Source organism: Arthrobacter sp. OAP107 (assembly GCF_040546765.1).
GTDB lineage: Bacteria > Actinomycetota > Actinomycetes > Actinomycetales > Micrococcaceae > Arthrobacter.
On sequence record NZ_JBEPOK010000001.1, the window covers coordinates 1 to 26,191 of the forward strand.

General features: G+C 66.8%; 18 protein-coding genes and 1 tRNA gene. 10 read left to right on the top strand and 9 right to left on the bottom strand.

Annotated elements, in window-relative coordinates; all coding sequences use genetic code 11:
* Positions 1 to 326 precede the first annotated feature (326 nt).
* From ABIE00_RS00005 to ABIE00_RS00015, 3 genes are all read left to right on the top strand, one after another.
* Positions 327 to 611 (top strand): HU family DNA-binding protein, encoded by a 285-nt coding sequence (locus ABIE00_RS00005; RefSeq protein ID WP_003803320.1) that lies wholly within the window; start codon positions 327 to 329, stop codon positions 609 to 611.
* A 116-nt stretch (positions 612 to 727) separates the two neighbouring features.
* Entirely contained in the window at positions 728 to 2,890 is a 2,163-nt protein-coding gene (locus ABIE00_RS00010) for a bifunctional copper resistance protein CopD/cytochrome c oxidase assembly protein (RefSeq protein ID WP_354255103.1), read from the top strand.
* A complete protein-coding gene (locus ABIE00_RS00015) occupies positions 2,890 to 4,890 on the top strand; it encodes an NHL domain-containing thioredoxin family protein (RefSeq protein ID WP_354255105.1) in 2,001 nt (666 codons plus the stop codon). Before ABIE00_RS00010 ends, ABIE00_RS00015 begins: the two co-directional genes overlap by 1 nt.
* A 36-nt stretch (positions 4,891 to 4,926) precedes the next feature.
* Here ABIE00_RS00015 and ABIE00_RS00020 read toward each other — a convergent pair whose 3' ends face one another.
* Both ABIE00_RS00020 and ABIE00_RS00025 read right to left on the bottom strand, forming a co-directional pair.
* The gene (locus ABIE00_RS00020) at positions 4,927 to 5,919 is read right to left on the bottom strand and encodes a hypothetical protein (RefSeq protein ID WP_354255107.1); all 993 of its coding nucleotides are present in this window, start codon (positions 5,917 to 5,919) and stop codon (positions 4,927 to 4,929) included.
* Positions 5,920 to 6,048: 129 nt separating this feature from the next.
* Positions 6,049 to 7,797 (bottom strand): helicase HerA-like domain-containing protein, encoded by a 1,749-nt coding sequence (locus tag ABIE00_RS00025; RefSeq protein WP_354255110.1) that lies wholly within the window; start codon positions 7,795 to 7,797, stop codon positions 6,049 to 6,051.
* 154 nt (positions 7,798 to 7,951) lie between these two features.
* On the opposite strand from ABIE00_RS00025, the gene ABIE00_RS00030 reads away from it, so the two are divergent.
* The 3 genes from ABIE00_RS00030 to ABIE00_RS00040 all read left to right on the top strand — a co-directional run bounded on the left by ABIE00_RS00030 (position 7,952) and on the right by ABIE00_RS00040 (position 13,188).
* On the top strand, positions 7,952 to 8,941 hold the full coding sequence (locus ABIE00_RS00030) for an LLM class flavin-dependent oxidoreductase (protein ID WP_354255113.1): 990 nt from the start codon (positions 7,952 to 7,954) through the stop codon (positions 8,939 to 8,941).
* A gap of 168 nt (positions 8,942 to 9,109) precedes the next feature.
* Positions 9,110 to 10,432, top strand: coding sequence for a right-handed parallel beta-helix repeat-containing protein (locus ABIE00_RS00035; RefSeq protein ID WP_354255116.1), 1,323 nt, complete (start codon positions 9,110 to 9,112; stop codon positions 10,430 to 10,432).
* Between the two features lie 128 nt (positions 10,433 to 10,560).
* The gene (locus ABIE00_RS00040; RefSeq protein WP_354255119.1) at positions 10,561 to 13,188 is read left to right on the top strand and encodes a trehalase-like domain-containing protein; all 2,628 of its coding nucleotides are present in this window, start codon (positions 10,561 to 10,563) and stop codon (positions 13,186 to 13,188) included.
* Positions 13,189 to 13,221: 33 nt separating this feature from the next.
* On the opposite strand, the gene ABIE00_RS00045 is transcribed toward ABIE00_RS00040, so the two are convergent.
* The 4 genes from ABIE00_RS00045 to ABIE00_RS00060 form a co-directional block, all read right to left on the bottom strand.
* A complete protein-coding gene (locus tag ABIE00_RS00045; RefSeq protein WP_354255122.1) occupies positions 13,222 to 14,343 on the bottom strand; it encodes an FAD-dependent oxidoreductase in 1,122 nt (373 codons plus the stop codon).
* 64 nt (positions 14,344 to 14,407) lie between these two features.
* Complete coding sequence (locus ABIE00_RS00050) at positions 14,408 to 15,334, bottom strand: AEC family transporter (RefSeq protein WP_354255125.1); 927 nt, start codon at positions 15,332 to 15,334, stop codon at positions 14,408 to 14,410.
* Positions 15,335 to 15,464: 130 nt separating this feature from the next.
* Positions 15,465 to 15,893 carry an aspartate 1-decarboxylase gene (gene panD, locus ABIE00_RS00055; RefSeq protein WP_331570838.1) on the bottom strand — a complete coding sequence of 143 codons (429 nt, stop codon included), beginning with the start codon at positions 15,891 to 15,893 and terminating at the stop codon, positions 15,465 to 15,467.
* Between the two features lie 57 nt (positions 15,894 to 15,950).
* The gene (locus ABIE00_RS00060) at positions 15,951 to 16,982 is read right to left on the bottom strand and encodes a LysR substrate-binding domain-containing protein (protein WP_354255130.1); all 1,032 of its coding nucleotides are present in this window, start codon (positions 16,980 to 16,982) and stop codon (positions 15,951 to 15,953) included.
* Positions 16,983 to 17,139: 157 nt separating this feature from the next.
* On the opposite strand from ABIE00_RS00060, the gene ABIE00_RS00065 reads away from it, so the two are divergent.
* Together ABIE00_RS00065 and ABIE00_RS00070 are read left to right on the top strand one after the other, a co-directional pair.
* Positions 17,140 to 18,600, top strand: coding sequence for an amino acid permease (locus ABIE00_RS00065; protein ID WP_354255133.1), 1,461 nt, complete (start codon positions 17,140 to 17,142; stop codon positions 18,598 to 18,600).
* Positions 18,601 to 19,043: 443 nt separating this feature from the next.
* Positions 19,044 to 22,568 (top strand): bifunctional proline dehydrogenase/L-glutamate gamma-semialdehyde dehydrogenase, encoded by a 3,525-nt coding sequence (locus ABIE00_RS00070; protein WP_354255136.1) that lies wholly within the window; start codon positions 19,044 to 19,046, stop codon positions 22,566 to 22,568.
* 77 nt (positions 22,569 to 22,645) lie between these two features.
* Here ABIE00_RS00070 and ABIE00_RS00075 read toward each other — a convergent pair whose 3' ends face one another.
* The gene (locus tag ABIE00_RS00075; RefSeq protein ID WP_354255139.1) at positions 22,646 to 22,900 is read right to left on the bottom strand and encodes a hypothetical protein; all 255 of its coding nucleotides are present in this window, start codon (positions 22,898 to 22,900) and stop codon (positions 22,646 to 22,648) included.
* A 148-nt stretch (positions 22,901 to 23,048) separates the two neighbouring features.
* A complete protein-coding gene (locus ABIE00_RS00080) occupies positions 23,049 to 23,903 on the bottom strand; it encodes a LysR substrate-binding domain-containing protein (RefSeq protein ID WP_354255142.1) in 855 nt (284 codons plus the stop codon).
* A gap of 132 nt (positions 23,904 to 24,035) precedes the next feature.
* Between ABIE00_RS00080 and ABIE00_RS00085 the strand changes: the two genes are divergently transcribed.
* Positions 24,036 to 25,364, top strand: coding sequence for an MFS transporter (locus ABIE00_RS00085; protein WP_354255145.1), 1,329 nt, complete (start codon positions 24,036 to 24,038; stop codon positions 25,362 to 25,364).
* A gap of 35 nt (positions 25,365 to 25,399) precedes the next feature.
* Here ABIE00_RS00085 and ABIE00_RS00090 read toward each other — a convergent pair.
* Positions 25,400 to 25,473: transfer RNA gene (locus ABIE00_RS00090), tRNA-Gly, on the bottom strand.
* A 243-nt stretch (positions 25,474 to 25,716) separates the two neighbouring features.
* On the opposite strand from ABIE00_RS00090, the gene ABIE00_RS00095 reads away from it, so the two are divergent.
* Positions 25,717 to 26,163, top strand: a complete 447-nt coding sequence (locus ABIE00_RS00095) for an SRPBCC family protein (RefSeq protein ID WP_354255148.1) — start codon at positions 25,717 to 25,719, stop codon at positions 26,161 to 26,163.
* The last annotated feature ends 28 nt before the right edge of the window (positions 26,164 to 26,191 follow it).

Below are 26,191 nucleotides of genomic sequence, written 5' to 3' on the forward strand. Positions count from 1 at the left end.
TAAACCCCACCCCCACCCCCCGCTGGAGACAGGACCGGGGTTTCTCTACAGCCTCCACCAGCACGAACACGGCCGGGCTTTCCCAGCCTCCACCAGGGGCCCCCCGGAGAAGGACCGGCCGGGGCGGCGCCAAACGGGAGCGGGGATCAAGGATGGAGGCCGCATTTGGATGGAAATCCTTGAAATACCGGTGATTTAGATCAAAAAGTGGCGGAAACACGCGGAATTTATCCCCCTCGCGGGTGCAAGCTGGTAAGTTTTCGAACAGTGGCTTGCACGCACGCCGCATGCAGGATCCAGAATCAAAAGCGTCCAGGAGGACATACATGGCTAAGAACCGTAGTGAACTTGTTTCCGAGGTAGCAGGCAAGGCCGGCACCAGCCAGGCAGCCGTCAACTCCGTGCTCGATGCACTGTTCGAGGTTTTCGAATCTTCTGTCGCCGCCGGCGAGAAGATCACCATCCCGGGCTGGCTCGCAGTTGAGCGTACCGACCGCGCAGCCCGCACGGGCCGCAACCCGCAGACCGGCGAGACCATCCAGATTGCCGCTGGCCACAGCGTCAAGCTGACCGCCGGCTCCAAGCTGAAGGCCGCTGTCTCCAAGAAGTAGTCTTTACGCAGTTCAGTGGAGCGGCACCCCGCGGGGTGCCGCTCCCTTTGCTTTTAACCAAAGATCCGCCAAACCCCCGATTCGCTGCCGCGGCGACGGTAGCGGACAATGGATAGGTGCCCTCAGCAGCAAAACCCCTAACTCCGCAACCCGCGCCCGATTCGGGAACGCGGGCCACTGACAGTGCCTTCGGCATTCAGCGGGCCTGGCAGCTGGCCGGGCTCGGTGCCCTCTTCCTGGGACTGGTGGCCGCGTTGCTGTTCTCCGGTGCGGCAGCCGCCCGCGAGGTCTCGGACCCCGGTGCACTGGTCCGGTGGGGGCTGCCGGTCAGCAAGGCCATCCACAACGTTTCCCTGGCCACGGTAATCGGCGGGCTCATCTTCGCCGCAGGAGTCCTGCCGCACAAGCTCGGTGCCGCGCGGTCGAAGGACGCCGACGCCCCCGAGCACCCGGCCTTCACCCGGGCCCTGGCCATCGCTGCGGCCGCCGGCGTGGCGTGGACGTTGTCTGCCATCGCCGTGCTGGTGCTGACATACTCCGACGTGGCGGGGCAGGGCATCTCCGGGGATGCCGAATTCACCCGTGCCCTCGTCTACTTCATGACTGACATTGAAACCGGACGCGCCTGGCTGGCCGTCACGATCATCGCCGCCGTCGTGACAACCGCCCTCTTCGGCGTGCGTTCCCTGACCGGCCTGGCGTTCACGCTGCTGCTTGCGCTGATCGGGCTGGTTCCCACCGCGCTGATCGGCCACTCCGCCAGCTCCAACGACCACGAGGGTGCCATCAACTCGCTGGGCCTGCACCTGGTGGGGGTCAGCGCCTGGGTTGGCGGCATCATCCTGCTCGCCCTCCTCTCAGGCAGTCTCGCGCCTCGAAACGCGGCCCGCAGCGGCCAGGCAGCCCAGCCGGGAGGCCAGGACATCACCGAGCCCGTCCTCCGCCGGTTCTCCTCGCTCGCAGGTTTCGCCTTCGCGCTTGTCTTCGCATCGGGCGTTATCAATGCCAGCATCCGGGTGACCAGCTGGGCTGCCCTGTTCGACTCGGCCTACGGGCAGCTGATCCTGGCGAAGGCCGCCGCCACGTTGGTACTGGGCGGAATCGGCTTCATGCACCGGCAATGGGTCATCCCGCAGTTGGCCCGGGCGGGGGCGGCCCTGTCCGCACGGCGGGTGCTGTGGCAGCTGATCCTCATCGAACTCCTCATCATGGGCGCCACGTCCGGCATCGCCGTCGCACTGGGGCGCTCAGCGCCGCCGGAACCCACCAGCTATGCCGCGGATGCCACCCCGGCATTCATCCTCTCCGGCTACGAGCTGCCCCCTGAGCTGACGCCCGAACGCTGGCTCACCGAATGGCGCCTCGACTGGCTCTGGATCGCAGTCGGAATCTTCGGCCTGGTGTCCTACCTGCTGGGCGTGGCCAAGGTTCGCGCACGCGGGGACAAGTGGGCCTGGTTCCGCACGACGAACTGGATCATCGGCCTGGTGGTGCTGACCTACATCACCTCGGGACCGCCGTCGGTATACGGCCGCGTACTGTTCTCAGCGCACATGGTGGACCACATGGCCCTCACCATGGTGGCCCCAATCTTCCTGGTCCTCGGCGCCCCCGTGACGCTCGCGCTCCGGGCACTTCCGTCGAGGAAGGACGGGTCCCGCGGCCTCCGCGAATGGATCCTGCTGTTCGTGCACTCGAAGTTCTCGCAGGTGGTCACCCATCCGCTGTTCGCCGCGGCCAACTTCGCCGGCTCCATCATCCTGTTCTACTACTCGGACGCCTTCAGCCTCGCGATGCGGGAACACGTGGGCCACGAGCTGATGAACCTGCACTTTGCCCTGACGGGGTACATCTTCGTGCTCAGCATGATCGGAACCGACCCGCTGCCGCGCCGCGCGCCCTACCCCTTCCGCCTCCTGCTCCTGCTGGCCACCATGGGCTTCCACGCCTTCTTCGGCGTGGCCATCATGGGCGGCACCAACCTGCTGGCCGCCGACTACTTCGGCAACCTCGGCCGCACCTGGGGAGGCTCGGCCCTCCTGGACCAGCAGATGGGCGGCGCCGTGGCCTGGGGAATCGGCGAAGTGCCCACACTTCTGGTGGCGATCGGCGTCGCCATCATGTGGTCCAGGTCCGATGAACGCGAAACCCGGCGCACCGACCGGGCTGCGGACAGGAATAACGACGCCGACCTCACCGCTTACAACGATATGTTTGCCAAATTGGCGGAACGCGACGCCAAGCTGGCCGAACGCAACTCAAAGCTGGAAGGACGCTGATGAGCGAAACCGTACGCACCCACCTCCGGGTCCGCGCCTCCGAACTGGTGGGCCGTAACTGGCTGAACACCGGCGGCAAGTCCCTGGACCTGGAAGCCCTGCGCGGCAAGATCGTGCTCCTGGACTTCTGGACCTTCTGCTGCATCAACTGCCTGCACGTGCTGGACGAACTCCGGCCGCTGGAGGAGAAGTACTCCGACGTCCTGGTCACCGTGGGCGTGCATTCGCCGAAGTTCGAGCACGAGGCAGACCCTGCCGCGCTGGCCGCCGCCGTGGAGCGCTACGAGATCCACCATCCCGTCCTGGACGACCCGGAGCTGGAGACCTGGAAGGCCTACACGGCACGCGCCTGGCCCACGCTGGTGGTCATTGACCCCGAGGGGTACATCGTGGCGCACCTGTCGGGCGAAGGCCACGCCGACGGCCTGGGCGTGCTCATTCCCGAGCTGATCGCCGAGCATGAGGCCCGCGGCACGCTTCACCGCGGCAGCGGCCCCTACGTGGCCCCGGAGCCGACGTCGGGAACCCTGCGGTTCCCGGGCAAGGCCCTCTACCTTCCGGCCGGCCGTGGTTCGGCGTCCGCCAGTTCAACGTCCGACGCCGGTGCTGCCGCCGGCGCCGCGTCCGACGCCGGTACGTGGCTGGTCACCGATACCGGCCACCACCGTGTTCTGGAGCTCGGCACAGATTTCCACACCGTGCTGAACACGTACGGTTCCGGGGAGAAAGGCCATGCCGACGGCGCCGCCGGCGCCGCCCGGTTCAACGAACCGCAGGGTCTTGTCCTACTGCCGGAAGGCGTGGCAGCGAAGACGGGCTACGACGTCGTAATTGCCGACTCCGTTAACCACCGCCTGCGGGGACTGTCGCTCGCAGACGGAACCATCACCACCCTCGTGGGAAGCGGCGTGCAGCGGCTCCTCGAGACCGGGCCTGCCCGCGTGGACGAAGACGCGGCCGGTTTCACCGGACGTCTGGGGGACCACCCCCTTGATGTTGCCCTCAGCTCGCCGTGGGACGTTGTCTGGTCCAGCAAGCTGAACGCCGTGGTGATCGCCATGGCCGGTGTGCACCAGATCTTCAGCTACGAGCCGCTCAGCGGGGATGTCTCGATCGTCGCCGGCAACGGGCTGGAAGGCCTGCTGGACGGGGCGGCCCACGAGTCGTGGTTTGCGCAGCCGTCGGGTGTGGCTGAGGACGCCGACGGGAACATCTGGGTTGCGGACTCTGAGACCTCTGCCCTGCGCAAACTGGTGATCGACGACGACGGAACGGTCACCGTTGAATCAGCGATAGGCAAGGGCCTCTTCGACTTTGGGTTCCGGGACGGCGCGGCGTCCGAGGCGCGCCTGCAGCACCCGCTGGGTGTCACGGTGCTGCCCGACGGCTCCGTGGCGATCGCCGACACGTACAACGGTGCTGTGCGCCGCTACGACCCGGCCGCCGGCACGGTCTCCACGCTGGCGCGTGGCCTGGCCGAGCCGTCTGACGTGATTGTCGACCACACGCAGGTGGCGGGCTCTGAGCCGCTGCTGGTGGTGGTGGAAGCGAACAAGCACCAGCTCGTGTACGTGCCCATCCCCAAGGAGGCGCAGCAGGTGGACGAGGGCGCCGCCCAGACGCACCGGCCCAAGAGCCCTGTGGCGCCCGGTCTGCTGGAGCTCACGGTCCGCTTCACGGCGCCCACCGGGCAGAAGCTCGATGACCGCTGGGGTGACCCCACCCAGATGAAGATCTCCTCCACCCCGCCGGAACTGCTCGTGTCCGGCGCCGGGACTTCCGTGGGCCTGCTCCGCACACTCGAGCTGGCCTCTGACGTTTCAGAGGGCGTGCTGCACATTACCGCCCGCGCGGCTGCCTGCGACGGCCCGGAAACCGAGGACGGCGAGATCCCGGACCACGCCGCGTGCCACCTCTACCAGCAGGACTGGGGCATCCCCGTGGTGCTGCAGGCCGACGGCGACACGGACCTGGTGCTGGACCTGCGCGGCATGGACTGAGGTCCCCCCGCTGAAGCACCGGCCAGGCCGCTGCCCCTAGAAGGTGAGCAGCGGCGTGACCTTGATGGTGTCGCCGTCGATGTCCAGACGCGTGGTGAAGCTGAAGTCGTGCTCCTCATCCAGAGGAGAGACGGCTCCCGTGAACAGGTCAATCTGCTGGGCGGTGATCTTGGCCTTGCCGTCCAGCGGCGCCACCACCCACTTGCCGTCAAACGGCTCGATTGTGACCTTCGGATACGCGGTGATGCTCCACTTGATGGTCCCGTCCACCACGCGGTTGTTGGTCACGTGGTAGAACGGGCAGTCGGGCTGGAGCCGCTGCTGCTGGCCGGCTTCCGCCGCGCACTTGTCGAGGAACTCCTTGACGCGGGCGGACACCGCCTGGTTCAGCTCGTCCGTGGCGTGCGTCAGCAGGTTAAGCGGCGCGGCGGGAGCCTCCCGTCCGGAGACCGTGGCCCGGGTGGGCGGAGCTGCGAAGTACTGGCCGTTGAGGGACGCCTCGTACTCGCCCGGGTAGAACACGGCGAAGCTGTTGTGGCCGCCGGGCATGTTCACCGGCACGCCGTTCATCGTTGCCTCACTGGAGTTCACCACCGTCACGTCCACGGTGGGCAGGGTGGTGGGCACGAAGGACCATTTGTGGAAGAACAGCCATTCCGTGCCGGTGCTCTCCAGCAGGAACTCGGTGTGCAGCTGGCTGCCGTCGATGGTGTAGTCCATCGGCACCATTACCCGGTTGCCGCCACGCGCAACTGCGGCCCCGAGCTTGACGTTGGTGATCCGTGAGGCCGACGTCTGCAGGGCCGTGCCGTCGAGCATGGCGGGGTCGGCGTCCGGCACCGACGCCCGGAGCAGGCCCAGCGCGCGCTCGCCTTCGCCGTGCTGCAGGGCCTCCAGATATTCGCGGACGGGCTGCTGCGGACTGGCCACGGAGGAGTTGACCAGATTGACGGAAACGATGGCGCCAACGATGGCAAGCATGAGGCCCAGCAGCCATCCGGCAGCCGTCTTCACCAACGCTTGACTCATTTGCACGCACCCCACGTTACCTGCAACGCCACGCAACTCTGGAGTAGCGCCCGTCCCCGTGACGCTCAGCCAGCGTGCAGGAATGCCCGACCGCGGGCGCTCACCCGCCGCTTCCGGCGCTGCCTTACGCTAGCGCCGGCGCCGGGACGAGGTGCCAAAAACTCCCCGCAGGAGCTCCCGGCCGAGCTGGGTTCCCATGGACCGGGCCATGCTTTTCAGGCCGCTTCCCAGGACCCCGCCCAGGGCGCCGGTGATGTCGTCCATCATGCCCCCGGGCGGGGGAGCCTGGCGCCTGGCCGGGGGCGGAGGTGCGGGCCTGCTGTCTGCCCGCCCGGAACCTGGCTGGCTGTTCGGCTGTCTGCTGCTGGGGCGGCCTAGGATCTCCTCCTCGATGCGGCGGGCTTCGTCGTCGACGGCTGTTGGGTCGGGACTGCCGGGAACGAACACTTCGGGCGACGGCACAGGCGGCTGGCCGGGCGCCGCGGCGCCCGGCTGGCCGGGCGCCGCGGCGCCGGTGGCTGCCCCGGCCCTGCCGGTCAGCTTCTCGTACGCTGAGACGTTGTCCACCGCCGTGCCGTACTTCGCGAGCAGCGCCGACCCCGCCACGGTGCTCCTGACCAGTTCGGGGCTGCTGGGACCCATGACGGATTCCGGTGCCCGCAGCCGGGTGAGTGCGACAGGCGTCGGCGCCCCTCTTTCGTTCATGACCGTGATGACGGCCTCGCCGATGCCCGCGGATGTCAGGGTTTCCTCGAGGTCGTAGTCGCTGACCGGGAACGTGGAGACGGTGGCCTTAAGCGCCTTCGCATCTTCCGGCGTGAACGCCCGCAGGGCGTGCTGGACGCGGTTGGCCAGCTGCCCGAGGACGCCCGCGGGGACATCCTTCGGGGTCTGCGTGACGAAGAAGATGCCCACGCCCTTGGAACGGATCAGGCGGACGGTGGTGGTGATGGCTTCCAGGAAGGCTTTGGAGGCGTCGTTGAAGAGCAGGTGCGCCTCGTCCAGGAAGAAGACGAGCTTGGGCTTGTCGAGGTCGCCGGCTTCGGGCAGGTCCTCGAACAGGTCGGCGAGAAGCCACATGAGGAACGTGGAAAAGACCATCGGCTTGGTCTGCAGGGTGGGCAGCTCCAGGCAGCTGATGACGCCGCGCCCGTCAGGTGCCGTGCGGAGCAGCTCGGCGGTGTCGAACTCAGGCTCGCCGAAGAACCGCTCCATGCCCTGCGCCTCGAGGGTCACCAGCTCGCGGAGGATGACGCCGGCGGTGGCCTTGGACAGGCCGCCCAGTTCCTTGAGCGCTTCCTTGCCCTCGTCGGAGATGAGGAACTGGATGACGGCGCGCAGGTCCTTCAGGTCCACCAGCTCAAGGTTCTTCTTGTCCGCAAAATGGAACACGAGCTGGAGGCTTGATTCCTGGGTGTCGTTGAGCTCAAGGACCCGGGAGAGCAGGATGGGCCCGAACGACGTAATCGTTGCGCGGACCGGGATGCCGTCGCCGTCCCCGCCCAAGGCCAGGAACTCCACCGGAAACGTCTTCCCGGACCATGCCTGCCCGATGCTCTCAGTCCGTTTGGCCAGCTTGTCGCTTCCGGCGGCCGCCATGGCCAGCCCGGACAGGTCGCCCTTGATGTCGGCCAGGAAAACGGGGACCCCGGCGGTCGAGAGCTGCTCGGCCATCATGTGCAGGGTGACGGTCTTTCCTGTGCCGGTGGCGCCGGCTACGAGCCCGTGCCGGTTCATCATGGACAGCGGCAGCCGGACCGGAGCGTCCTTGTGCAGTTCACCGTCCACGATGGCGGCGCCCAGCTCGATGGTGGCACCCTCCAGGGCGTATCCCTTTTGGATGGTGGCTACTTTATCTGCGGTGGACTTGTTGGCCATGCCGCCAGCATAGCGGGAGGTGAATCGACGGGATATGTGGACAGCGTCACCGGCGCAGAAAGAAATAACCCGGGCTCCGCCGTCGTTGTTCTACACGTGCCGGACCACCATGGGGCCGGCAGCTGCGCACCCCCCTACGAAAGGCCGTCCTGCCGTGACTGTTCCCCTCTCCATCCTCGACCTGGCAACCATCGGCAAGGGCCAGACGGCGGCGGAGAGCTTTGCCGGGAGCGTCGCCATGGCCCGGCTGGCTGAAAAACTTGGCTACCGGCGGGTCTGGTACGCCGAGCACCACAACATGTCCTCCATTGCGTCCTCCGCCACGTCTGTGCTGATTGCCCACGTTGCCGCCCACACCGAGACCATCCGTCTGGGGGCCGGCGGGGTGATGCTGCCCAACCATTCCCCGCTCACCATAGCGGAGCAGTTCGGAACCCTGGAGACCCTGCATCCCGGCCGGATTGACCTGGGCCTTGGCCGTGCGCCGGGCAGTGACCAGAACACCATGCGCGCCCTGCGCCGTGACCCGCATTCGGCCGACACTTTCCCGCAGGACGTTCTGGAACTGCAGGGCTACCTCACCGGGCCCACCCGCGTTCAGGGCGTGGAAGCTACGCCGGGCAGGGGAACCAACGTGCCCCTCTACATCCTGGGCTCCTCCCTCTTCGGGGCGCGGCTGGCAGCCCAGCTGGGGCTGCCGTACGCTTTCGCCTCCCACTTCGCGCCGAATGCGCTGCAGGACGCCGTCGCCGTGTACCGCCGGGAGTTCAAGCCGTCGGAGCAGCTGTCCGCGCCGCACGTCATCGCCGGCGTGAACGTGGTGGCCGCCGATGCTGCCTCGGACGCCCAGGAGATGCTGCGCGCCACGATGCGGTCCCGCGTCTCGCTGTTCTTCGGCGGCGGGCGGCAATTCACCGACGACGAAGCCGACATGATCCTGGATTCGCCGCAGGGACAGCACGTCTCACAGATGATGAAGTACTCGGCCGTGGGCACCCCCGACGCCGTGCTGGATTACCTGGACGGCTTTGCCCGGCACGCCGGCGCCGACGAGCTCATCGTGGCGCACCAGAGCACCGGAACCGCCGAACGGCTGCGCTCGGTGGAGCTGCTTGCAGAGGCAGCCGGACTGGTCAGCGTCTAAGTCTTCAGCGCCCCCATTTCAACTCATATCTGTTGACTTCATCCGGGACGGAACCTAGCTTTAAGGGCGCAAGGTCTCGATCTAAACACTCGTTGCCGGCCGGGTTGAAATGTAGCGGTCTCAAATCACTACAGACCCGGGCCGCCATCCTAAATGCCTGGGGAAAAATTGAAGATCAAGTCTCCGGCCCCGGCCGTCCTCACCACCCTCCTGATGGTCGGCGGACTGATTGCCGGAGCTGCTGCTCCGGCGTCTGCCGCGGGCACCACGTACTATGTCAGCGCCGCCGGCAGCGACAGCAACTCCGGCACCGCCAGCACATCGGCATGGAAGACGCTGTCCAGGGTCAACCAGGCGGTTCTCAAGCCGGGTGACACCGTCAGCTTACGCCGGGGCGACACGTTCAGCGGCGGCATCGTCACCGCCCAAAGCGGAACCTCCACCGCCCCCATCACGCTGAACAGCTACGGCACGGGCAACGCCCCCATAGTCACCGGCGGAAAATCCGGAAACTGCATCAGGATCAACGGCAGCTACACCATCCTGGAGGGCCTGCGTGCCGTGACTTGCGGCTACGCGGGAGTCAGCGTCACCGGAGACCGCAATACCGTGCGGAACACCAGCGCGTCCTACAACGCCGTTGGGCTTAAGGTCGGAACCGGCTCCGACTTCGGCAAATACACGGGAAATTCACTCACCAATAACAACGTGATGAATGTAAATACGCCGGGCACGAATTGCGGGACGTCGGCCGCCGTGAACTGCAGCGACGACTCGGGGGCATTTGGCGTACTGATTAACGGCAGCGACAACGAGTTTTCCGGCAACACCGTCAGCGGCTCCACCGGCAAGTCCTATGACTTCAACCAGGACGGCGGTGCGTTTGAACTCTACAACGGCAACCGCAACAACATTCACCACAATGTGTCGCTGGACAACAACAACTTCTCCGAACTTGGAAAGTCCTCGGGCACGGCAGACGGCAACACTTTCCGCTACAACCTCATCCGTTCAACCTGCGGCGCCAACTGCTCCGAGGCCAAGGGCCTGATTGCCCGTGGAAACGGAACGTCATTCGGTCCCACCAACGGCACCGTGTTTGAGTTCAACACGGTCTACCTGACCGGCACGCAGTCGCAGGCAATCGTATGCCACGCGACCTGCCCCGCCTCAACGGTGATCCGCGCCAACATCCTGGTGGGCGTCAGGAACTCCCTGTGGATCAACGGTTCCGGCTGGACCGAGAAGCAGAATGTCCTGAACGGTCCCGTCAACATCACCCCGAACAGCACGTCAACGACGGCGCCGGCCCGCTTCGCGAGTGCTCCGGCGGACCTGCGACTGACGGGCACCAGTCCCGCCATCGACAGGGCGGGCACCACGCCCTACACGGTGGACCTTCTGAAGGCCCCCGCCGTGCAGAACGGGGACTGCGCCGGAACGGCCGCTGCTGACGCCGGGGCCTACGAATACGATTCGCCCAACTGCTGACCCGCTTGACAGGTAGAGGGCCCGCAAAGTTACACGAACGCAATGACGGGGATATTCAGGGGAAACGGCCGCGGCGGACACTTTAGGTGTCCGAGTCCGATTGGGGATCATCCGAAGGATTGCCGCGCATGCCCACTCCGCTCAACCAGACGGTGGCCGATTCCGCACTGCTGACCAAATCCCTTCCGTTGGGCCTGCTGCGGGCCTTCGTCCAGTCGGAGGCAGCCGACGACGGGCTCACACCCCAGCTGCTCGGCGAACTGAAGATCCTGGCCCGGACGCCGGGCCTGCTCGTCGCCTGCAATTACGGCGGAACCCTGTGCGCCGCAGAGGGTATCTCCACGGAAACGCTGCCGCTGGGCAGCGCGGCCATCGCCCTCCGGGCCCTGGCCGCACTTCCGAACACGCACGCCGCAGTCATCTCCGGACGGTCCCTGCGTGACCTCGCCGCCGTCTCCAGGCTTCCCGCCGAAGTCCACCTGGTGGGTTCGCACGGGGCGGAGTTCGACATGGGGTTCGCGCACGGACTGTCCCTCGCCACCGAGTCGGTGCTGCAGCAGGCCAACCAGGCCCTGCTCGAAGCGGTGGGGGCGGACAAGGGCATCAGCATCGAACGGAAGCCCGTCGCCGTCTCTGTCCACACCCGGTCCGCCGCCCCGGACGTCGTGGCCAGGTGTGCCAGGAAGGCGGAGGAGGTCGCCCGGGCCCTCGGGCTCTTCTTCATTGTGGACGGCTCCGTCCTGGACCTGTCCGTGCTGCAGCCCTCCAAAGCCGATGCCCTGGACCATCTGAGGGCCCGGCTGGGGGTGAGCGCCGCCCTGTACGCCGGGGACGCCGTGAGCGACGAACTGGCCATGGCCACACTCCGCGGCCCGGACATGGGGCTGTGGGTAGGGGACATGCCATCGGAGGCCAAACACCGGCTGAAGGATCCGGAATCATTCGCACGTGTGCTCGGCATCCTCTTCGAGCTGCGCCGGGCCTGGCTTTTCGGCGAGGACGCCGTCGGCCTGGAGCGGCACTCCATGATCGGGAACGGCTCCTCCACGGCCCTGGTGACGCCCGAGGCCAAGATCTGCTGGATGAGCCATCCGTTGCCGGACTCGGGCTCGCTCTTTGCCCATATATTGGGCGGCGACGCCGCCGGGCACTTCTCGGTGGAACCGGTCAAGGCGTCGCGGGTTCTTGGCCAGCGGTACGTGGACAGCACCATGATCGTGGAAACGCGGTGGGCCAACGTCACCGTGACCGATTATCTTGAGCCCGCCCCGGAAGGCATCACCAGCCTGGTCCGGGTGCTGTCAGGCACCGGGGCGGCCCGGATCGTCTTCGCACCCCGTCCGGACTACGCCAATGCGCCCTTCAGCATGGAGGTCCGCGGCAGCGAGCTCCACGTCGTCGGCACCTCCGACCCCATCATCCTGCTGGCGCCGGACGTCACGTTTGCCATCACTTCGGACGGTCGGCATGCAACAGCCACCGCTGAGGTTAACCTGCAGCACGGACCGGTGGTCCTCAACCTCAGGTGCGGTGATACTGAGCCTCAGCACGCTGACGGGACAGGTGAAGCGGACCGCAGGGCCGCCGTCGCGCATCATTCCCGGCGCTGGGTGCAGGGGCTGAGGCTGCCTTCCGTCAAGCCGTCCCTCGTGCGGCGCTCGGCACTGGTGCTGCGCGCACTGGTCCATGAGCCCACCGGCGCGGTGCTTGCGGCCCCCACCACGTCCCTTCCGGAGGGCATCGGCGGCACCCGCAACTGGGATTACCGCTACTGCTGGCTGCGCGACGGATCCATGACCGTCAACGCCCTGGTGGACCTGGGATCAACGGCGGAGGCCGACGGCTTCCTCAACTGGCTGACCGGGATCCTGGCGAACGCCCCCGGGCCGGAATGGCTGCATCCCCTGTATTCCGTCACCGGCGCTCCGCTGTCCACGGAGGCCATCATCGAGAGCCTCCCTGGATACGCGGGTTCGCGTCCCGTGCGGATCGGCAATGCCGCGGACCATCAGGTCCAGCTCGATGTCTTTGGCCCGATTGCGGAGCTGATCCACGGGCTGAGCGAGTCCCGGCGCTCGCTGGCGGACGGGCACTGGGAGCTGCTGGTCCAGATGGCCAGCGCCGTGCTGGCGCGGTGGCACGAGCCGGACCACGGCATTTGGGAGGCGCGGCGCGCGCCGAGGCACCATGTCTACACCAAGGTGATGTGCTGGGTGACCCTGGACCGGGCCCTGCGCACGGCCGCCCGGCACGGCCGCAGCCCCGATCCTGCCTGGGCGGACACGGCGGCCACCATCCGGGAGGAGGTGCTCCGTGACGGATGGGACCATACAGCCGCGTCCTACACCGTCGCCTACGACAGCCCGGACCTCGACGCCGCTGTGCTGCACATCGGACTGTCCGGACTGCTCGACGTCCGCGACCAGAGGTACCTGGACACTGTCGCGGCCGTGGAGCGTGAACTCCGGGTGGGACCCACGGTTTTCCGGTACAAGTACGACGACGGCCTGCCGGGCCTGGAGGGCGGCTTCCACATCTGCACCACTTGGCTGATCGAGGCGTACGTGGCGGTGGGCCGGATCGCCGACGCCTGGGATCTCTTCGACCAGCTGGTCAACCTGTTCGGGCCCACGGGGCTGCTTCCGGAGGAGTACGATCCGGGCACCGAGACGCATCTGGGGAACCACCCGCAGGCGTATTCACACCTCGGGTTTATCCGCTGCGCGCGGCTCCTGGAGGGGCACCAGCGGGGCTGAACCCACGGCTGCGAGGTCTAGGCGCGGGAGGCTCTAGGCGCGGGAAGCCGCGAAGATCGCCGGTGCGGCGCCCTCGCCCGTGGCAAGGTCCGCGAGGATCCGGCCCACCACCGGTGTGAACTTGAAGCCGTGGCCGGCGAAGCCTGCCCCGATGACCACGGGGCCGATCCGGTCCAGCACGAAGTTGTGGTCCGGGGCGGTGGTGTAGGTGCAGCTGATGTCGGTCATGGTGTCGGCGTCCACGCCGGGCAGCCAGTCCCTCGCGTACTGCCGGAGGGCTGCGCGCTGGCGCGGTTCGGGCAGGTAGGACCTCCGGTCCGGGTCCACCACCGGCCCCACACCGTGCCAGCCCGCCTTGACGCCTTCGCCGGGGGTCAGCATGCCGTACACGGGGGAGTAGAAGCCCGCGTAGTCCCCGCCCTCTCCCGGGAAGTGGTTGAAGCCCGGCCAGGTGGCGCCGTCGTCGGTGATGCCGAAGTGGGCCGGCTGCTCCTGCGTGACTGTCAGGCGCGGGGTGGCGACTGAGCCTGCGAGCAGCTTGGAGGTCCAGCCGCCCGCGGTGACCACCGCCTGCCGGGCGGTGAGCACCTCCGTCCGCCCGCCGTCGTCCACGGTGAGCCGGACGCCGTCGTCGAGTATGTCCAGCCCCACAACCTTCGCGCCATGCCTGATGGCCGCGCCATTCCGTGCCGCGAGCCGCTGGAACGCAGGAAGGGCGGCCTCGGGGTTGATCTGGCCGCCGTCGGGCATATGGAGCACCTGCTGGTCGAAGCGGATGCCGCGCCAGCGCTCGCCGGCTTCGGCCAGCGGCACGAAGTCCGCCCGCAGGCCGGCGCTGTTCAGCGCGGCGTGGATCTCGCCGAGGTGCGGGTCGGGGCCGTGGTTGACGACGCCGGTGCGCGCCAGCAGTTGCTCGCCGCTCTCGACTTCGAGCTCGGCCCAGAGCTTCAGCGTTTCGGCCAGCATGGCGACGTACTCGGGCTCCGCGTAGGCAAGGCTTAGGTTCCGGGTTGCGCCGTGCGAGGCGCCCTTGTGGTGGCCGGGCGTGAACTGCTCAAGCAGGGTCACGTCGCGTCCACGGGCAGCCAGCGCCCAGGCGGCAGCGGAACCCATGGCTCCGCCTCCGATGATCACGGTGTCCAGTGTGGTGTTCAAGGTTCCTCCAGTTCGGGCGGCCGCCGCGGCGCGGTCAGGGGTGGGCTTTGGGGTGGGGCGGCAGTTATGCCAGGAGCAGGGCCACACCGATCATCGCAGGCACGGCGACGACGGTGGTGATCAGGACGGTGTCCTTCGCCACCGTGAGCCCGGCCTTGTAGCGGCTGGCGGCAACAAACACATTCTGCGCCGTTGGCAGGGCGGACGTGACCACGACGGCGAACAGTGCCGCGCCATCCAGGCCGAGGGCGAAGCGCGCAAAGACATATGCAATGGCGGGGTGGACGAAGAGCTTAAAGCCGCTGGCCAGCAGGGCATCGGTTCTTCGTCCGGCGTCCGCCTGCAGCGGCTTCGATCCGTTCAGGCTCATGCCGAATGCCATAAGCATGGCAGGAATTGCGGCGCCGCCGATCAGGTGGACGGGCTCCAGCAGCAGCGGCGGGACCTGAAACCCGGTTCCCGCGACCAGCAGCCCGAGGGCCGAACCGACAATCATGGGGTTTTTCAGGATCAGCATCACGAACCGGAGCGGCGTGGTCCGGTGCGAGCTGGTGGTGGCATCCAGAGCCATGAGGAACATCGGCGTGAAAAACGCCAGCTGGAAAATCAGCAAGGGAGCGACATGGCTGGCGTCCCCGAGAACGTAGACGGCAATCGGGATGCCCAGGTTGGCGGAGTTGGCCAGCGAGGCGCTCATGGACGACATCAGTGATTCCGGAACGCTGCGCTTAAGCGCGAACCTGACGATGATGAAAAACAGGGCGGCGGTGATGACGGCACCGACTGCTGCCACGAGCAGCGGGGCGGCGAACACGTCACGGAGGCTGGCCCGGCTAAGCGTCTCGAAGAGCAGCGCGGGGCTGGCCACGAAGAAGGTGAGCCCGCTCAGCACCTGGCGGGCGTTCTCGCCCAGAATCCTGCGCCTGCCCACGAACATGCCCACCAGAATGATGCACCAGACCACAAAAAAGCCTGCGAGGACGCCTAGCACGGGATCGCCGTGGGGGACAGGCTTAGGCAGGGGGTGGCATCCACCATCCCAGCCTAATCAGATTTATTCAGCCGCGGTCCACGTTGTGGCAGGGATCTCGCTGTTGGCGATTAGCCCCGCGGCGATGTTCTTAGCTCAGTGCAGCGTTGTTGAGCGCGAACGGCGGGCGCATCAGGCCAGGGGTGAGGCCTTCGGCGGGGTCATTGCCCAACTGGATGATGCGGTTGTCCTTGTCCACGTGGACAACCTTCGGCTCGTAGGCCTTGGCTTCCTCGGTGGTCATCTGCGCGTAGGTGATCAGAATGACGGTGTCGTTCTCGTGCACCAGGTGGGCGGCGGGGCCGTTGATCCCGATCACGCCGGAGCCGCGCTCGCCGGCGATGGTGTAGGTCTCCAGACGGGCGCCGTTGGTGACATCCACAATGGCCACGAGCTCGCCGGGCAGGATGTCGGCAGCGTCGAGCAGGTCCAGGTCAACGGTGACCGAGCCCACATAGTGCAGGTCCGCGTGCGTGACAGTGGCCCGGTGGATTTTGGACTTAAACATTGTGCGATTCATAACGTCAACAGTCTAACGCCGGGGTCAACGCTTGGCTGTGAGCCAGGGAACACCCCGCTACACCGTTTCTCCGCCGTTTGTCGTTCCTTCTGGTAATCCGTCCGATGCTGCTTCTGCGGCGGATGCTGCCGCTGCGGGGCTTGCCGCGGGCGCACCGGAGGCGTCCGCCCCGGTGTCGATTTCCTGGGCGGCCGCAATGGAGGCGGCGGTGGAGGCAAGAATCTCACGTGCCGCGAGGATGGCGGGCCGTTGCGCACCGGAGCGCCGCACGGACGTGAAGACCGTCCGCCTCGGCTTGCCGGGAAGGTCCAGCAGCTTCGCCGTGGTGCCCCGGCCGGTCCACACCAGATCCGGCATCAGGGCGACGGCGTTTCCGGACTCGATCAGGCGGATCTGGGCCTGGAGGTCGGCTGTTTCAAAACGGACGTCCGGCTCGAAGCCTGCACTCCTGCAGGCCTGCTCGGCCCAGTGCCGCGACGCCGCACCGCGGGGTTCCATCACCCAGGGCATCTCCGCAGTGTCCGCGAGGGACTCGACTGCCGCCCTGCCCGCGGCGGGCGGCGGCACTGCGAGGCGGATGGCGTCCCCTGTGAGGCGTACGCGGTCAAGTTCGGGGTAGCGCGGCGCCGCATGGCCGGGGTACTGCTCGGCGATGACCAGGTCGAAGTCGCGCGCCCACGTCTCATGCAGCGCAGTCTCCGGCTCGCGCTGCGTCATCTCAATCCGGACCTCGGGGTACGTTGCGGCGAGGCGGGTCAGTGCGTCAGGCATCAGAGCCAGTGCTGCGGACTGGAAGACGGCGATCCGTACCGTGCCGGAGACGGTGGTCAGGGATGCGGCCAGATCCGCCTCGGCCTGCTCCAGGGTTTCCAGCAGGTGGGCAGTATGTGCCACCAGAACCTCCGCCTGCGGGGTGAGCTGCACGCGGCGGCCGGTTTTCCTCAGCAGTTCCACCCCAACTTCCTTCTCAAGCAGGGCCAATTGTTGGGAAACTGAGGATGGACTGTACTGCAGGGCTGCTGCCACCTCGGCGAGCGTGCCCCGGATCTTCAGCTCGCGGAGCAGCCTCAACCGGCGGACATCAAGCATGGACTGTTCCTTGGTTTGCACAAATGAATAGTTGGACTAACGAATACTGGTTAGAAGTATGCACTTTATCTAACGCAACAGGGCTTGCATACTAAACAGATTGAGTTACCCCCATCACAGGGCGAAATGATGGGGCCGCACCTACGCAGGAGTCCCGATGAGTACAACAGATCCCTCGCAGTCAATCCTGAGGCGCAAGCCCATTGACGACATCGAAGTAGAGAACAAGCACAGCGGCCTATTCAAGTCCCTCGGGCTGTGGCAGCTGACCGCCATCGGCGTCGGCGGCATCATCGGCGTCGGCATCTTTTCGCTGGCAGGCCTTGTGGCGCACGGCAGTGCTGACACCCCTGGCGTCGGACCGGCGGTGCTGATCTCCTTCCTGATCGCCGGCCTGGCCTCGGCTGCCGCCGCGCTGTCCTACGCAGAGTTCGCCGGCATGATTCCGCGTGCCGGCTCGGCGTACACCTATGGCTACGTGGCCCTGGGCGAAATCATCGGCTGGTTCATCGGCTGGGACCTGCTGCTGGAATACATCGCCATCGTGGCTGTGGTGGCCATCGGCATCTCCGGGTATTTTGATGCCTTCCTGACCGGCATCGGGATCCACATGCCCGCGTGGATGACGTCCACAGTGGATGAGGGCAAGGGAGGCATCATCAATATCCCGGCGATCCTTGTCTGTCTGCTGGTCACCTGGATCCTCTCCCGCGGCACCAAGACCTTCGGCCGGTTTGAACTGATCGCCGTGGCCATCAAGGTTGTCCTGATCCTGTTCATCATCGGGTTGGGCGTCTTCTACATCAACACCCAGAACTTCACCCCGTTCATGCCCAGCGGCTTCGGACCCGTCGTGGCGGGTTCGGCCACCGTGTTCTTCGCCGTGTTCGGTTACGACGCCATGAGTACCGCGGCCGAAGAGGCGACCGACGGCAAGAAGCACATGCCCAAGGCCATCGTCCTGTCCCTCATCATCGCCATGCTGCTCTACGTAGCCGCCACCCTCGTGCTCACCGGCATGCAGAACTACAAGGACATCGATCCTGCCGCCGGCTTCGCTTCGGCGTTCCAGGGCGTCGGTCTTCCCGTCATCGCGACCATCATCTCCGTGTTCGCCGTGCTGTCCATCCTCACCGTGATGCTCACGTTCCTCCTCGGCGTCACCCGTGTGTGGTTCTCCATGAGCCGCGACGGCCTCCTTCCCGGCTGGTTCTCGAAGACCGACCGGCACGGAACCCCGCAGCGCGTGACCTGGATCGGCGGTGTTGCATCGGCGCTTCTGGCCGGTGTGTTCCCCATCAAGGCCGTCGCCGACCTCACCAACATCGGCATCCTCGCCGCGTTCGTGGTGGTATGCGTTTCCGTGATCATGTTCCGCTACACCAAGCCGGAGGCGCCGCGGACCTTCCGCCTGCCGCTGATGCCGGTGGTACCCGCATTCGGTGTCCTGGCCTCCGCCTTCCTGATGTTCCAGCTGCACTGGGAGACGTGGCTGCGCTTCGTCATCTGGCTCGTTATCGGCCTGGTGATTTACTTCGGTTACGGCAAACGGCACTCCCTCATGAACCCGAACAGTCCGCGGCACAACGAGGCCGTGGAGATGCACACACCCGTGTAGCCGCAGCCCTGCGCCATGCCGACGAACCCTCCCGCACCTGTCAGGTGCGGGAGGGTTCGTCGTTTTAGCGACGAAAGCTGAGGACGCGTTTGGGAAAAAGCCGCAGGATCTGAGGACGCGTTTGGGAAAAAGCGGCAGGAGCTGAGGACGCGTTTGGGAAAAAGCGGCAGGAGCTGAGGACGCGTTTGGGATCCGCAACGCTCGATCACTTGTTGCAGGGATTTTCCAAACCCTTCCTCACGTCCTGCGGGGATTTTCCAAACCGTTCCTCACGTCGTCGCGCCGGCGGCGTACCGGCGCTGCTTCGGGCTGCCTGGCGGCAATACAGAACGATCGGTATTTCTAACGTGTATTGCTCAGGAAAGATCGCTTTATCTTAAGGGAAGCGAGGCTCATACTGATGGATAAGACGATCCAATCGCACTGAAAGAACGAGGAAAGCCATGACCAACACCGCAACGGATCACCGCGTGCAGGCAGGCAAGGGCGCCACTGTATCCGGCGCCGTCGCCACCCCCTCGGCAGGGTCCGACGTCGCCGAAGCGACCGCTCTGGCCACCGACGCAATCGCCCTCGTCCGCCGCTGGCTGACCGAAGCCAGCAAGGTTCCCGTGGACGCCTCCGCCGAGCAGCTCGCCGGCGTCCTCAAGGACCCGAACGGCCTGGACTTCACCGTGGGCTTCGTCGACGGCGTGGTCCGCCCCGAGGACCTGCACGTCGCCGCCCGGAACCTCGCCGCCCTCGCCCCGAAGGTTCCCGCCTTCCTGCCCTGGTACATGCGCAGCGCTGTCCAGGTGGGCGGACGCATGGCCCCGGTCCTGCCCCAGGTTGTCATCCCCGTAGCCCGCAAGGTCCTGCGCGAAATGGTGGGCCACCTCATCGTCGACGCCACCGACTCCAAGCTGGGCCCGGCCATCGCCAAGATCCGCAAGGAGGGCATCAAGCTCAACGTGAACCTCCTCGGCGAGGCAGTGCTCGGCGAGCACGAGGCCTCCCGCCGGCTTGAGGGAACCCACACGCTGCTGGCCCGCCCGGACGTGGACTACGTATCCATCAAGGTGTCCTCCACCGTGGCCCCGCACTCCGCCTGGGCCTTCGATGAGGCCGTAGAGCACGTCGTCGAGAAGCTCGCCCCGCTGTTCGCCCGCGCCGCTTCCTTCCCCAAGCCCAAGTTCATCAACCTGGACATGGAGGAGTACAAGGACCTGGACATGACCATCGCGGTCTTCACCCGGATCCTGGACAAGCCCGAGTTCAAGGACCTGGAAGCCGGCATCGTGCTCCAGGCCTACCTCCCGGACGCCCTCGCCGCGATGATCCGGCTGCAGGAGTGGGCAGCCGCCCGCCGCGCAGACGGCGGCGCGGCCATCAAGGTCCGCGTGGTCAAGGGCGCCAACCTCCCCATGGAGCAGGTGGAAGCCTCGCTGCACGACTGGCCGCTGGCCACCTGGGGCACCAAGCTCGACTCGGACATCAACTATAAGCGCGTCATCAACTACGCGCTGCACCCGGACCGGATCGGCAACATCCGCATCGGCGTCGCCGGCCACAACCTGTTCGACATCGCCTTCGCCTGGCTGCTGGCCAAGCAGCGCGGCGTCGAGTCGGGCATCGAATTCGAGATGCTGCTCGGCATGGCACAGGGCCAGGCCGAGGCCGTCAAGAAGGACGTCGGATCCCTGCTGCTCTACACACCCGTGGTGCACCCGGCCGAATTCGACGTCGCGATCGCTTACCTGATCCGCCGCCTGGAAGAGGGCGCCAGCCAGGAAAACTTCATGTCCGCCGTCTTCGAGCTCAGCGAGAACGAAGAACTGTTCGAACGCGAAAAGCAGCGCTTCCTGTCCTCCCTGGAAGAGCTCGACGACGAGGTCCCGGCGCCCAACCGCCTGCAGAACCGCAACCACCCGGCAGAGCTGATGCCCCGCACCGGCTTCCGGAACACCCCGGACACGGACCCGTCCCTGCCCGCCAACCGCGACTGGGGCCGCGCCATCCTGGAACGGGTGCCGACGTCGACCCTTGGCAACGCCTCCGTCGAGGCTGCCACCATCACGGACGCTGACACCCTCAACACCGTGATCGCCACCGCCATCGAAAAGGGCAAGGCATGGGGTGCGCTCTCCGGCGCCGAGCGCGCCGAGATCCTGCACCGCGCCGGCGACGTCCTGGAGGCCCGCCGCGCGGACCTGCTCGAGGTCATGGCCAGCGAAACCGGCAAGACCATCGACCAGGGCGACCCCGAGGTCAGCGAGGCCGTGGACTTCGCCCACTACTACGCCGAGTCCGCCCGCAAGCTGGACCAGGTCGACGGCGCCACGTTCGTTCCAGCGAAACTCACCGTGGTCACGCCGCCGTGGAACTTCCCGGTTGCCATCCCTGCCGGCTCCACGCTTGCGGCACTGGCCGCCGGCTCCGCCGTCGTGATCAAGCCTGCCAAGCAGGCCCGCCGCAGCGGCGCCGTGATGATCGAGGCACTGTGGGAGGCAGGCGTCCCGCGTGACGTGCTCACCATGGTGCAGCTGGGCGAACGCGAGCTCGGCCAGCAGCTGATCTCCCACCCCGCCGTGGACCGCGTCATCCTCACCGGCGGCTACGAGACCGCCGAACTGTTCCGCTCGTTCCGCAAGGACCTGCCGCTGCTGGCCGAAACCAGCGGCAAGAACGCCATCATCGTCACCCCCAGCGCTGACCTGGACCTCGCCGCGAAGGACGTTGCCTACTCCGCCTTCGGCCACGCCGGGCAGAAGTGCTCCGCCGCCTCGCTGGTGATCCTGGTGGGCTCCGTGGCCACCTCGAAGCGGTTCCACAACCAGCTGATCGACGCCGTGACCTCCCTCAAGGTGGGCTACCCGCAGGACCCCACCAGCCAGATGGGCCCGATCATTGAGCCGGCCAAGGGCAAGCTGCTCAACGCGCTGATCACCCTCGGCGACGGCGAGAACTGGGCTGTTGAGCCCCGCAAGCTCGACGACACCGGCCGGCTTTGGAGTCCGGGCGTGCGCTACGGCGTCAAGCGCGGTTCCTACTTCCACCTGACCGAGTTCTTCGGTCCTGTCCTCGGCGTCATGACCGCGGACACCCTGGAAGAGGCCATCGCCATCCAAAACCAGATCGAGTACGGCCTCACCGCCGGCCTGCACTCCCTCAACACCGACGAACTCGGAGTGTGGCTGGACACCATCCAGGCCGGCAACCTCTACATCAACCGCGGCATCACCGGCGCCATCGTGCAGCGGCAGCCATTCGGCGGCTGGAAGAAGTCGGCGGTTGGTGCCGGCACCAAGGCGGGCGGCCCCAACTACCTCGCCGGCCTCGGTGAGTGGACCAGCGCCGAGAGCACCCAGGGTGCCGCGGCGGGCATCGCGAACCGCAGGGTGCAGCGGCTCCTCGACGCCGTGAAGGGTGAACTCAGCGCTTCCGACTTGGAGGCCCTGCAGCGGGCGCTGGGCTCTGACGCCCTCGCCTGGGCGGATGAATTCGGCACGGCCAAGGACGTCTCCAACCTGAGCGCCGAGCGGAACATCTTCCGCTACCGTGCGCTCCCGGTCACCGTCCGGCTGTCCGACGGCGAACCCCTCCGGGCGCTCGTCCGGACAGTAGCCGCCGGTGTACTTGCCGGTGCGCCGGTCACTGTTTCGTCCGGCGTCGAGCTTCCCGCCCAGCTGCGTGCGGTGCTTACCGGACTGGACATCCCCGTGACGGTGGAGGACGACGCCGCGTGGCTGGCATCCGCGGGCCGTCTCGCCGCGGCGGACAAGCTGTCCGGCGGACGCATCCGACTGATCGGCGGCTCCGCAGCCGACCTGGCCGAAGCGACCGGCGGCCGCCCGGACCTGGCCATCTACGCCCACGAGGTGACGGAGGCCGGCCGCATCGAAATGCTGCCGTTCCTGCATGAGCAGGCCGTCAGCATCACGGCGCACCGGTTCGGCACGCCGAACCACCTCTCCGACTCGCTGATCTAGGGGAGTCGCCCGTACGAGGCAAAGGGAACGGGCGGGCACCCGGAAGGTCCCCGCCCGTTCTCTTTGCGTGTTGCTGCTTAACCCAGATACCAGCCGGGAGGAGCCCATGATGCCGGGACGCTGTGTGCGGAAAAGTCCTCGCATCGCGTGCAGGTGTAGGCGACTTCGCCCAGTTTCCGGACGGTGCCGTCCGGGCGGTGCTTGGCCGGCACGAAGGACTCAAGATAAATGAACTCGTCTGTTCCGCACTTTTCGCAATTGGGCGGGCCAACGTATTCGGCGTCCATGGTCATGGAGTGGCGGGTATAGCGGGGGTTTGCGGCTGTGGTCACGGCGTACCTATCCCGAACAACGCGGGCTTCGTTGCCAAGCAATGTTCGTCTTCGAAACCGGTGTGTTGGCAGCCGCTGCATGACCGCAACAGTCACAGCATAAGCCAGCTGCGAACGGTTATCAATCATTTTTCGGGCTTCAGCCCTGCTAAACGGGCTTCTTGAGGGTCCTTCCCATGATGGCCTGGGTCAGGGCGTCGATGACCTCGGCGTTCGCCAGCGGGTTCCTGATCAGCGTGAAATCGACGTCCCCCACAGGCGGCAGCTCGAAGCGGCGGGTGATGATTTTCAGGTCCTCCGGCACCAGCGACGACGGCATCACGGCCACCCCGATCCCGGCGCGGACGGCAGCCAGCACGCCGCTGATCTGCTTGGTGGTGCACGTGATGCGCCACGTCCTGCCCACGGATTCAAGCGCATCGATGGCAAGCTTGCGGCTCAGGCTGGGCGCCGGGTACGCGATCAGCGGCACCGGATGGCCCGGCTCCAGGGCGGTCTGTTCGAGGCCCACCCAGGAAAAGGTGTCGTGCTGGACCACGGTGCCGTCCTTGGCGCCGGCCACCCACTTCACGAAGACGAGGTCCAGCTGGCCGGAGTTCAGGCGCTTGTACAGCTGGTCGCTCTGGCCGACCGTGAGCTCTAGGTTGATCTGCGGGTAGATTTGCCGGAACTCGCGCAGGATACGCGGGAGGCCGGTGATGGCGAGGTCGTCGGCCGTGCCAAAGCGCAGGCGCCCGCGCATGGCCGAGCCGGAGAAGTAGCGGGTGGCGGCGTCGTGGGCGGCGAGGATGCTGCGGGCGAACCCTGCCATGGCATCGCCGTTGTCCGTCAGGCTGACGTCCCTCGTGTCACGGCTGATCAGCGTCCGTTTGGCGGAGGCCTCGAGCTTTCGCACATGCTGGCTGACCGTTGGCTGGGCCAGTCCCAGGCGCTCTGCCGCCTTGGTGAAGCTAAGCGCTTCGGCCACGGCGAGGAAAGATCGGAGCTGGGCCGGTTCGAACATGCATCCTCCTCGAACGGCAGGTCATTACGTTCAGCAATGATAGTTATAGGAGCAATAGTCTTCCACAATCAGAAGGGTGCGCCATAGCGTTGAGGGCATCCCCCATCGGACCGCTCAGCTGAGGAAACTCCTGTGACACCCCCACCGCCGCCATTGGCCACCGTCACCCAGCCCGTCGCTGTCGTCAGTGAACGCCTTCCGTGGCGCCACACCTTCATTTCACTCCGGGTCCCCAACTTCCGGCTTTTCGCCACGGGCCACTTCATTGCCGTCATCGCCATCTGGATGCAGCGCATCGCCCAGGACTGGCTGGTGCTCCAGATCTCCGGATCCGTCACCGCCGTCGGCTTCACCGTGGCGCTGCAGTTCCTGCCGTCGCTGCTGCTCGGTCCCTGGGGCGGGATGGTCGCGGACAGGTTCTCCAAGCGCAAAATCCTCATCCTGTGCCAGTCCGCCGCGGCTGTCCTGGCCGCTGCCCTCGCCGCCCTGTCGCTCACCGGGCGGATCGAGGTCTGGCACGTCTACGCCATCGCACTGGTGCTCGGCCTGGTCACGGTGCTGGACCAGCCCGCCCGGCAGGTTTTCGTCCACGAGCTGGTGGGCCCCCGCTACCTGCGCAACGCCATCAGCGTGAACTCGACGACGTTCCAGCTCGGCGGGCTGATCGGTCCGGCCATTGCCGGGGTGCTGCTGACCGCCGTCGGTGCCGGCTGGGCCTTCGCCGCCAATGCCGCGGCCTGCTGCTCCACCGTCACGATGCTCCTGCTGCTGCGCCGGGACGAGCTGTTCGTGAGCGCGCCGGCGCCCAAGTCCAAGGGCATGCTGCGGGAGGGGCTGCGGTACGCGCTCAGCAAGCCCACCATCTACTGGCCGTGGCTCATGGTGGGCTTCATCTCCGTGTTCGCCATGAGCCTGCCGGTGCTGCTCGCCGCCTTCGCGGCCCGGGTGTACGGCATCGGCGCGGGCGGTTACGGCATGCTGAACGCGCTGGTGGCGCTCGGGGCACTGACCGGCGCGGTCGCCTCCACCCGGCGCCGGCAGCTCCGGCTGCGGTCGGTGGTCCTGGCGGCCGGCATGTACGGGCTGATGCTGTGCCTGTCCGCCGCCGTCCCCACCCTGCCGCTCTTCGGCGCCGCGCTGGTGCTGTCCGGGTTCTGGTGCCTGATGTTCCTCACTGCGTCCAACCAGCTGGTACAGACCAGCTCCAACATGGGCATCCGTGGCCGCGTGATGAGCCTGTACATCATGGTGCTGATCGGCGGCCAGGCCCTTGGCGGACCCATGATCGGTTTCATTGCCGAACAGCTGGATCCGCACACCGGGCTGCTGGTAGCGGGCGGGGTGCCGGCGCTCGCCGCGGCGAGTGTCGCCGTCGTGCTTGCCCGCAAAGGTGAGCTGACGCTCAAGGTGGACCTGAGGAACCGGCGGGGGCTGCTGCGGGTGGTGCGCCGGGCGGTCTAGGACTAGGACCGGCATCCGCGCATTCAAGAGGGGATTGGAGCGGCTGACGGGAATCGAACCCGCGTATCAAGCTTGGGAAGCTAGCGCTCTACCATTGAGCTACAGCCGCAGTCGCACCGGAAGCTGCCCGGGGCAGAACCCAGCATAGCGCAGTTGTACCGTGACGCCTGCCATCTGGATCCCGAGTCGGCGCGCGTCGGACCGCCGGGCAGAAAGGGCTCCCGTAACTGTTCGATAAAGGCCCGTGCGGTGCGCGGCCGCGGGCGGTGCGGGTGACTATCCTGAATCTCGTTAGCTGCAGTAAGGGGAACGGGCTACGCAAGGCAGGCCCGACGTCGGAAAAAGGATCCCCATGGCAGGTGCAGAACACGAGGTCCTCGTTGCGCGCGACGCCATGACGGTCTGGTCCTTCCTCCTTGACGGCGCGAATCTGCCCAGATGGCAGGCCGACGTCCGGAGCGTGGCGCTCAGTTCGGGCAGCGCCGGCAGCCCGGGAGCCAGGTACCAGGTCACCGTGGACGGGCCCCATGGCCGCCCGGTGGCGCGCGATTACGAGATCACCCATGCCCGGCCGGGCGCCGAAATCCAGTTCCAGGTAGTGGCCGGCCCGTCCCTCCTGCGCGGCGGTTTCTACCTCAGCACCGAGACCGCCGGGACCCGGGTGCGCTTCGCGCTGGAGGCCCCGGCGCGCGGCTTCTGGAGCTTCCTCCGCCCGGCGCGCCGGCGCCAGCTCCGCGCGGCCGTGGGCCAGCTCGCCAGGCTCCCTGCCGTTATCGAAGATCGCACGACGGCGGACTGAGGCTTCCCCTCTGCCGCGCTTTACTGCT

What these genes read in the sequence shown, in the direction of transcription:
- ABIE00_RS00005 (WP_003803320.1), top strand. Translation starts at nt 327, where the DNA reads ATGGCTAAGAACCGTAGTGAACTTGTTTCCGAGGTAGCAGGCAAGGCC.
- ABIE00_RS00015 (WP_354255105.1), top strand. Translation starts at nt 2,890, where the DNA reads ATGAGCGAAACCGTACGCACCCACCTCCGGGTCCGCGCCTCCGAACTG.
- ABIE00_RS00020 (WP_354255107.1), bottom strand. Translation starts at nt 5,919, where the DNA reads ATGAGTCAAGCGTTGGTGAAGACGGCTGCCGGATGGCTGCTGGGCCTC.
- ABIE00_RS00025 (WP_354255110.1), bottom strand. Translation starts at nt 7,797, where the DNA reads ATGGCCAACAAGTCCACCGCAGATAAAGTAGCCACCATCCAAAAGGGA.
- ABIE00_RS00040 (WP_354255119.1), top strand. Translation starts at nt 10,561, where the DNA reads ATGCCCACTCCGCTCAACCAGACGGTGGCCGATTCCGCACTGCTGACC.
- panD (WP_331570838.1), bottom strand. Translation starts at nt 15,893, where the DNA reads ATGAATCGCACAATGTTTAAGTCCAAAATCCACCGGGCCACTGTCACG.
- ABIE00_RS00060 (WP_354255130.1), bottom strand. Translation starts at nt 16,982, where the DNA reads ATGCTTGATGTCCGCCGGTTGAGGCTGCTCCGCGAGCTGAAGATCCGG.
- ABIE00_RS00065 (WP_354255133.1), top strand. Translation starts at nt 17,140, where the DNA reads ATGAGTACAACAGATCCCTCGCAGTCAATCCTGAGGCGCAAGCCCATT.
- ABIE00_RS00070 (WP_354255136.1), top strand. Translation starts at nt 19,044, where the DNA reads ATGACCAACACCGCAACGGATCACCGCGTGCAGGCAGGCAAGGGCGCC.
- ABIE00_RS00080 (WP_354255142.1), bottom strand. Translation starts at nt 23,903, where the DNA reads ATGTTCGAACCGGCCCAGCTCCGATCTTTCCTCGCCGTGGCCGAAGCG.
- ABIE00_RS00095 (WP_354255148.1), top strand. Translation starts at nt 25,717, where the DNA reads ATGGCAGGTGCAGAACACGAGGTCCTCGTTGCGCGCGACGCCATGACG.